This is a genomic window from Aeromicrobium sp., assembly GCF_037719875.1.
Lineage (GTDB): Bacteria > Actinomycetota > Actinomycetes > Propionibacteriales > Nocardioidaceae > Aeromicrobium.
The window spans coordinates 375,034-382,100 of sequence record NZ_JBBJMJ010000002.1; the positions used below are offsets into that span (position 1 = coordinate 375,034).

The 7,067-nt window shown below is 66.2% G+C and carries 9 protein-coding genes and 1 tRNA gene; 5 read left to right on the plus strand and 5 right to left on the minus strand.

The features are described 5' to 3' along the window. Window positions 1-16: 16 nt before the first annotated feature. Window positions 17-98: transfer RNA gene (locus tag WKF39_RS04675), tRNA-Leu, on the minus strand. Between the two features lie 38 nt (window positions 99-136). Further along, window positions 137-607, minus strand: coding sequence for a thioredoxin-dependent thiol peroxidase (bcp, locus tag WKF39_RS04680; protein ID WP_340386064.1), 471 nt, complete (start codon window positions 605-607; stop codon window positions 137-139). Window positions 608-680: 73 nt separating this feature from the next. Between bcp and WKF39_RS04685 the strand changes: the two genes are divergently transcribed. The 3 genes from WKF39_RS04685 (at window position 681) to WKF39_RS04695 (ending at window position 2,659) form a co-directional block, all read left to right on the plus strand. Next, window positions 681-929 carry a DUF3618 domain-containing protein gene (locus WKF39_RS04685; protein WP_340386065.1) on the plus strand — a complete coding sequence of 83 codons (249 nt, stop codon included), beginning with the start codon at window positions 681-683 and terminating at the stop codon, window positions 927-929. A gap of 34 nt (window positions 930-963) precedes the next feature. Further along, window positions 964-2,082, plus strand: coding sequence for an FUSC family protein (locus WKF39_RS04690; RefSeq protein WP_340386066.1), 1,119 nt, complete (start codon window positions 964-966; stop codon window positions 2,080-2,082). Window positions 2,083-2,488: 406 nt separating this feature from the next. Further along, window positions 2,489-2,659, plus strand: coding sequence for a hypothetical protein (locus tag WKF39_RS04695; protein ID WP_340386067.1), 171 nt, complete (start codon window positions 2,489-2,491; stop codon window positions 2,657-2,659). Between the two features lie 65 nt (window positions 2,660-2,724). Here the strand turns inward: WKF39_RS04695 and WKF39_RS04700 are convergent, their stop codons facing one another. From WKF39_RS04700 to WKF39_RS04710, 3 genes are read right to left on the minus strand one after another with little or no spacing between them, the layout of a single operon-like run. After that, entirely contained in the window at window positions 2,725-3,324 is a 600-nt protein-coding gene (locus WKF39_RS04700; RefSeq protein ID WP_340386068.1) for a TetR/AcrR family transcriptional regulator, read from the minus strand. Between the two features lie 46 nt (window positions 3,325-3,370). Continuing rightward, window positions 3,371-4,246 carry a CoA ester lyase gene (locus WKF39_RS04705; protein ID WP_340386069.1) on the minus strand — a complete coding sequence of 292 codons (876 nt, stop codon included), beginning with the start codon at window positions 4,244-4,246 and terminating at the stop codon, window positions 3,371-3,373. 8 nt (window positions 4,247-4,254) lie between these two features. After that, window positions 4,255-5,304 (minus strand): CoA ester lyase, encoded by a 1,050-nt coding sequence (locus WKF39_RS04710; protein ID WP_340386070.1) that lies wholly within the window; start codon window positions 5,302-5,304, stop codon window positions 4,255-4,257. A gap of 306 nt (window positions 5,305-5,610) precedes the next feature. Between WKF39_RS04710 and WKF39_RS04715 the strand changes: the two genes are divergently transcribed. Together WKF39_RS04715 and WKF39_RS04720 are read left to right on the plus strand one after the other, a co-directional pair. Further along, window positions 5,611-5,841, plus strand: coding sequence for a hypothetical protein (locus WKF39_RS04715; RefSeq protein ID WP_340386071.1), 231 nt, complete (start codon window positions 5,611-5,613; stop codon window positions 5,839-5,841). 132 nt (window positions 5,842-5,973) lie between these two features. Then, window positions 5,974-6,585, plus strand: a complete 612-nt coding sequence (locus WKF39_RS04720) for a DUF389 domain-containing protein (RefSeq protein ID WP_340386072.1) — start codon at window positions 5,974-5,976, stop codon at window positions 6,583-6,585. The last annotated feature ends 482 nt before the right edge of the window (window positions 6,586-7,067 follow it).

Here is a 7,067-nt window from a genome sequence, read left to right on the forward strand (position 1 = left end):
CCTTGACGTTGTCGGGTGCCGGTGACAGGACTTGAACCTGCACGCTCGAAAGCACAGGATCCTAAATCCTGCGTGTCTACCAGTTCCACCACACCGGCCTAGGTTCGATATTAGGCGAGACCCTCGTGGGCGGTGACTAAGCCTCGAGGCCCAGGTCCTTGCGGAGCTTGGCGACGTGACCGGTCGCCTTGACGTTGTACTGCGCCAGCACGATCGAGCCGTCCTCGACCACGAACGTCGAGCGGATGACGCCCTGGACGACCTTGCCGTAGAGCTTCTTCTCACCGAAGGCCCCCCACTGCTCGAGGGTCTCCTTCGACGGGTCGGACAGCAGTGTGATCGACAGTCCGTCGCGCTCACGGAACGTCGCGAGCTTCTCGGGCTTGTCGGGGGAGATGCCGAGCACGGTGTAACCCTCAGCCTGCAGCCGATCGATCGAATCGCTGAAGTCGCACGCCTGGGTGGTGCAGCCCGGCGTCATGGCAGCGGGATAGAAATAGACGATGACCTTCTGGTCCTTCAGGTCCGAGAGGGTGACCGGATTTCCGGCGTCGTTCACGAGCGTGAAATCGGGTGCGGTGTCTCCGGGCTGCAAGCGTGTCGTCATGGGCACTATCCTGACGTACGAGTGCAGGCGAGTGGTCTGCGCCCTCCGCAGATCCAGGTGAGCGAGGCACGACGTGGCGAAGGCAAAACCCGATGATCTGGTTGACGAGATCGATGAGATTCGCGAGCGACTGGCGGACACCGTCGATGCCCTGATCGACCGGACCAACCCTCGCAACATCGCGCGCCGCGGGGTCTACAACCTCAAGTCCCACTTCATCGATGAGACGGGCTCGCCCAAGCTCGGCACGATCGTCCCGTTGGTCGGTGGCACTGTCGCCGTGGTCGCGGGCATCATCGTCATCCGCAGGCTTCTGCGCTGACCATGCCGCACATGATCGCGCGCCGGCTCCGGAGATGAGCCCGGCGCGCGACATCCCGCTGAGGCGGATTCGCCTGCGTCGCCCCGCAGCCCCCCTGCAGGACCGGCTCTACGTGTTGCGTCGTCGGTGGCGAACGCTCGTCAGGCTGAGCCTCGGCACTGCGATCGCCTACTTCGTGGCGACGCACGTCCTCGATCACCAGCAGGCGTTCTTCGCCCCCATCGCGTGCATCATCGTGCTGATAGCTGGCGGCGGCCTGCGCGGCCGTACGTCCTACGAGCTGGTTCTCGGTGTGTCGATCGGCGTGCTGGTGGGGGAGCTGCTGATCCTCGGGATCGGACGCGGCACGTGGCAGCTCGCACTCATCGTCACCCTCACGGTCATCGTCGGCACGCTGCTGGGGCTGAAGGGTCTGGCGCTGACACAGTCCGCGACGTCCTCGGTCCTCCTGGCCGTCGTGATCCCTGCGGCCGGCTCGGGCAACCCGGCGATCACCCGGTTCCTCGACGCCCTCGTGGGGGGCGCGCTCGGTCTTGCGATGGTCCTGCTGATCCCTCGCAACCCCGTCCGGGACATCGATCGCGAGGTCCAGGCATTCCTCGAGCGGCTCGCGGGCATCCTGAGTCGTACCGCGCAGGCGCTCCGGACCGCTGATGCCGCTCTTGCGGATCTGGCGCTGCACGAGGCGCGCTCGATGCAGCCCCGGGTCGAGTCGATGACCTCGACGGCGGCCAATGTCAGCGAGATCGCCCGCATGTCGCCGATGCGGTGGAAGCAACGCGAGCACGTGCAGACGTATGTCGCGACGGTCCGCGACCTCGACAACGCCGTACGTGATGCTCGCGTGCTCGCACGCAAGACCTCGGCACTGCTCCGCCGCGGCGAGGCGATCCCCCCGGACATGGATCTGGCGATCGATGCCCTGGCCCGCGCGATCGGCATCTTCGCCGACGACCTGTCCGAGCACGACGACTTCGACAACGCCCGCCAGGAGCTCGTCGAGGCAGCGCGCATGGCTTCGGCAGCGCTGCCCGATGCCATGACGATGAACAGCGCGTCGATCGCCGCGCAGGTACGCTCGCTGGCGGCCGACCTGCTCTATGCCAGCGGGTACACCCGCGATGAGATCGATGAACGGCTCGAGTTCGACTGACCGGGCTCAGCCCGGCTAAACGCCGGATGTTTACAACCCGTCTCGCGGTGCGCTATCTTCGTGGAACTGCCCCGCGAGGGGGCTCGAACGCTGAAGGAGGTGGACCCATGAAGAACATCATCACCGTGACGCTCGGCCTGACTGGCCGCGACGCCATGTCCTTCACCGGCCCGACCTCCGAAGCAGTGCACCTGCAGTAGCCCGCACCTGTTGGCACTTCTGCCGCTTCGGATCTCTGATCTGGAGCGGCTTTTTTCATGTGCTCATTCGTTCGTGTCCGCATCTATTCCATCCATCCGACCTTCCAGAAAGGAGGCGCGCTATGACCACGAAATTCGATACACAACTCATGCCCGCGCAGAACCCGACAGATCCCCATCCGACGACAGGAACTGATGGAGAGGGGGTGAAGGCAATGGCAATCCGCAACTCCCGCAAGGGGCGCAAGCGCGCCTGGGATGAGTTGTCCGAAATAGATCGTGCCGTGCTCCTGGAGTCGGTGCGTCAGCGCCGCGAGCTCGAGAAGCAACGGGCCGCGATCTACAACCAGATATATGGCATCCGCAGCAACCGCTGAGAGCATCATGGCGAGAGCCGGGACGGGCGGCGAGTGGGGAGCGATCCCTGCTCGCCGCTTCGTCGTCAGATGAACATTCCCGGCAGCAGCCAGCGACGGGCGATCCCCTCGACGACGCCGTCCTGCGAGAGATCGGGTCCTAGCTGCGGACTGACGAGCAGTGACAGCCAGAGCCGGACCATGAACTCTGCACCGGCCTCCTCGTCGATCCGCGTCGTCGTGCGATCTGAGAGCAGCCGCAGCTCGTCGGCAAGCACCGCATGGACGACCATGATGGTCTCGGGAGTGTCTCCGCGCAGGTGCGACATCATGCGAACCCGCTCGGCACCGAGCAGCTGGTGCATCACCGGATGATCGCGGAGACGCCGATACATGTAGGCGAAGACCTCGACGACGACGTCCTGCGCGCTGGTGCCACCGTCGACCAGGACCGACAGCTCGCCGAGGATGTGTGACATCTCATCGGCGATCGCGAACTCGATCAGCTCATCACGGCAGTCGAAGTGTGAGTAGAGCGCAGCGCGGGTCAGTCCCACCCGCTGCGCGATGCTGCTCATCGTGACGTGCTGGAACCCCAGGTCTGCGATCTCGTCGAGACACGCGGCCGCAATCTGCTCGCGCCGTTCAGCTGCGAGAGACCTGGTCTCGGCCGAGTCCTGAATCATGCGCCGAAGGTTATCCGCCTCAGAGCTGTTGTGCGGGCATTTCCGCTCAGCGGCTGCTGATGGCGTCGTCGAGCGCCAGGATGCGTCTGGCGTCACGTACGTGGAGCTCCTCCACCATGCGGCCCTTGAACGTGACGACACCCTGGCCGGCGGCCTTGCCCTCCTCGAACGTCGAGATCATGGCCTCGGCGTGCTCGACCTCCTCGGCGGAGGGTCCGAAGGCAGCGTTGGCCGGCTCGACCTGGCTCGGGTGGATCAGCGTCTTGCCATCGAAGCCCATCTCGCGGCCCTGCCGGGCTTCGGCGTCGAATCCCTCGAGATTCTTCACGTCGTTGTAGACGCCGTCGAGGATGACCTTCCCGGCGGCACGGGCAGCGAGCAGCGAGATCGACAGCGAGGTCAGCACGAGCGGGTTACGGCCGGGCACGTGCAGGCCGTATGTCTCGTTGACCACATCGTTGGTCCCCATGACGATGACGGTGAGCCGCTCGTGCGCAGCGCAGATCTCCTCTGCGTGCAGGAGGGCGACGGGCGTCTCGAGCATGGCCCAGAGCTGCGTCGTGTCGGGCGCGCCGGCGTCCTCGAGTGCGGTGACGAGCTGCCGGACCTCCTCGGCCGAGTTGACCTTGGGGACCAGCACGGCGTCGGGTCCGGCCTTGGCCGCGGCCGCGATGTCGGCCTCGTGCCACTCGGTGCCGATGCCGTTGACCCGGATCGCGAGTTCGCGGTGACCGTAGTCCCCTGAGGTGACCGCAGCGCAGACTCGCTCTCGGGCCTCGCCCTTGGCCTCGGGGGCGACGGCATCCTCAAGATCGAGGATCAGGGCGTCGGCGTCGATGCCCTTGGCCTTCTCGAGGGCGCGTTCGTTGGCGCCGGGCATGTAGAGGACGGAGCGGCGTGGGCGCAGGGTGGTGTCAGACATGGGGCTCCTCAGAGGTCGTAGGCGGCGGCGAGCTCGGGATCGCGCTCAGCCAGCGCTGTGGCGAGGTCGAGCATGACGATGCATTGCTTGGTGGAGGCGTCGTCCTCCATCTTGCCGTTGATCATGACCGCGCCGGACCCGTCGCCCATGGCCTCGACGACCTCCTTGGCGTGCGCGACATCGGCCGGTTCGGGGGAGAAGACCTTGCGCGCGATGTCGATCTGGACCGGGTGCAGGCTCCACGCGCCGACGCAGCCGAGCAGGAAGGCATTGCGGAACTGGTCCTCGCAGGCCACGACGTCCTTGATGTCACCGAACGGCCCGTAGAACGGGAGGATGTCGTTGGCGGCGCAGGCGTCGACCATACGCGCGATCGTGTAGTGCCACAGGTCTTGCTGATAGGTCGCGCGGCCCGCGGTGAGGTCCTCGCCGGACGGATCCTGCCGCACGAGGTAGCCGGGGTGGCCTCCGCCGACCCGGGTCGTCTTCATGCGCCGGCTCGCGGCGAGGTCGGCCGGCCCGAGCGAGATGCCCTGCATGCGGGGACTCGCGCCGGCGATCTCCTCGACATTGGTCATGCCTTCGGCGGTCTCGAGGATCGCGTGGACGAGGATCGGCCGGGTGATGCCTGCGCGCGCCTCGAGCTGGGCAAGGAGCCGGTCGATGTAGTGGATGTCCTGCGCGCCCTCGACCTTGGGCACCATGACGACATCGAGCTTGTCGCCGATCTCGGTCACCAGCGTGATGAGGTCATCGAGCGCCCACGGGGAGTCGAGGCTGTTGATGCGGGTCCAGAGCTGGGTCTGGCCGAAGTCGGTCTTCTGGGCGATCTCGACGAGGCCCTGGCGCGCGGCTTCCTTGTTCTCGGTCTTGATCGCGTCTTCGAGGTTGCCCAGGATGATATCGACCTTGGGCGCGATGTCTGGCACCTTGTCGGCCATCTTGGGGTTGCTCGGGTCGAAGAAGTGGATCATCCGGCTCGGCCGGAACGGGATGTCGGCGACCGGCTTCGGGGCGCCGACGGCAAGGGGACGGAGGAACGCTCGGGGGTTTCGCACGCGGTCACTTCTCCATGGGGCAGATTCTGCTGTGGACAAAACTTCTCTCAGTATGTCCATTCGTGCCGGTCAGCGGCTAGGGCGGGGGTCACACCCGGTCGATGGGCGGGGCGGTAGGGTCGCCGCCCGCGAGGCCAGTGTTCACCGTAAGGCTGCGGCGGCAGCCGGTGACCTACCGACCTTTCGGCACCTCGGATAGGTCGCTGGTCCACCGCTCATTGCTGGGGTCAGGCCCGACTCGTCATCGGGCACTGAAACACCGCTTCGCCGGCCTCGGAGATCGCGCGGAACCGTCACACTGTTCAGATGCTGCACCTACGGATCACCTCACCGACCGACCTGACGGACGACGTGCTGGCGGTCCTCAGTGACGAAGTCGCCGTGAGCAGTCTCGCGGTCTTTCGAGGCGCCGCAGTTCGCCCGAGCGGGGACGTCGTCCTGGCAGACATCGCCAGGGAGGCGGCGAACGGTCTGATCGACCAGCTGCAGGGTCTTGGGCTGGCCCGGTCGGGCTCGATCCACGTCCAACCGGTCTAGGCCTGGCTGTCCGAGCCAGGGCTGATCGCCGAACGACGCACGCCTGGCCGCAGTGCAGATGCTGTCGTCTGGACAGACGTCACACACCGGGCGTACGAGGACTCGGAGCTCAACTGGACCTATCTCAGCTTCATGGTGCTCGCGACACTGATCGCCGGGATCGCCATCGTGCTGGATTCGCAGATCCTGGTCATCGGAGCGATGGTCCTCGGACCGGAGTTCGGGCCGGTCGCGGCGGTGGGCGTTGCGTTGGTCCGCCGTCGTTACGCCCTGCTGGCGCTCTCGGCTCGTACGCTGTTGACGGGTTTCGTGGTCGCCATCCTGGTGACCACCGTTGCGGCGCTATTGGGTCGCGCGCTCGGGTGGATCTCGATCGAGGATGTGACCGGACCCCGCCCCAGCACGGCGTTCATCTACACGCCGGACAAGTGGTCGTTCATCGTGGCGGTCATCGCCGCGGCCGCGGGGGTCTTGTCGCTCACCTCGGCCAGGGTGGGCGGACTGTCCGGAGTGTTCATCTCGGTGACGACGGTGCCCGCTGCCGGCAACGTCGCTCTGGGGCTGGCATTCGGAGCGGGTCACGAGATCTGGGGCAGCACCTTGCAACTGGTCATCAACTTGGCTGGAATGGCGCTGGCCGGTTGGGCCACCCTCGCCCTGCAGCAGGCGCTGTGGGGCAGGTTCTCCGGGGGGCGCGCGCGCCTCGCGTCCCGGATGCGCCGCGAACCACGCCAGGGAGTGTGAGTGTCTAGCCGCCATCGATCTGGCCTCACAACAGGCCTTGGCATAGTCCTTTGTGACTAATGATGTGGATCACAAAGGATGATCTTTGGCGCTTTTCCCATGATCTCAGGCTTTTGATCCGTGTTGGCCGTGACGAACGTCGTGCCTGATGGGTTAGCGATGTAACGCGCTGTGCCCGACTCCTACTCCCACTCCCGGAGACTGACACGGCAACTCGACCGTTCCGTCAGGGGCGACACGGATGGAGTTCAATCATGAAGAAGCTATTGATCGTCTGGGTGATGTTGGCGGGAAGCGTGCTGTTCGCGCAGCCTGCCGTCGCCGCGGAAGGCGACACTGCCACCGCTGAAGTTGCCGCGACGGACACACCGGCGCCAGAGAACAAGACCGAAGAGCCACCGCCCCCCCCCCCCCCCCCCCCCCCCCCCCCGGGGGGGCCCCGCCGCGGCCCGCCGCACGGCCCCCCCCCCGGCGGGAACCCC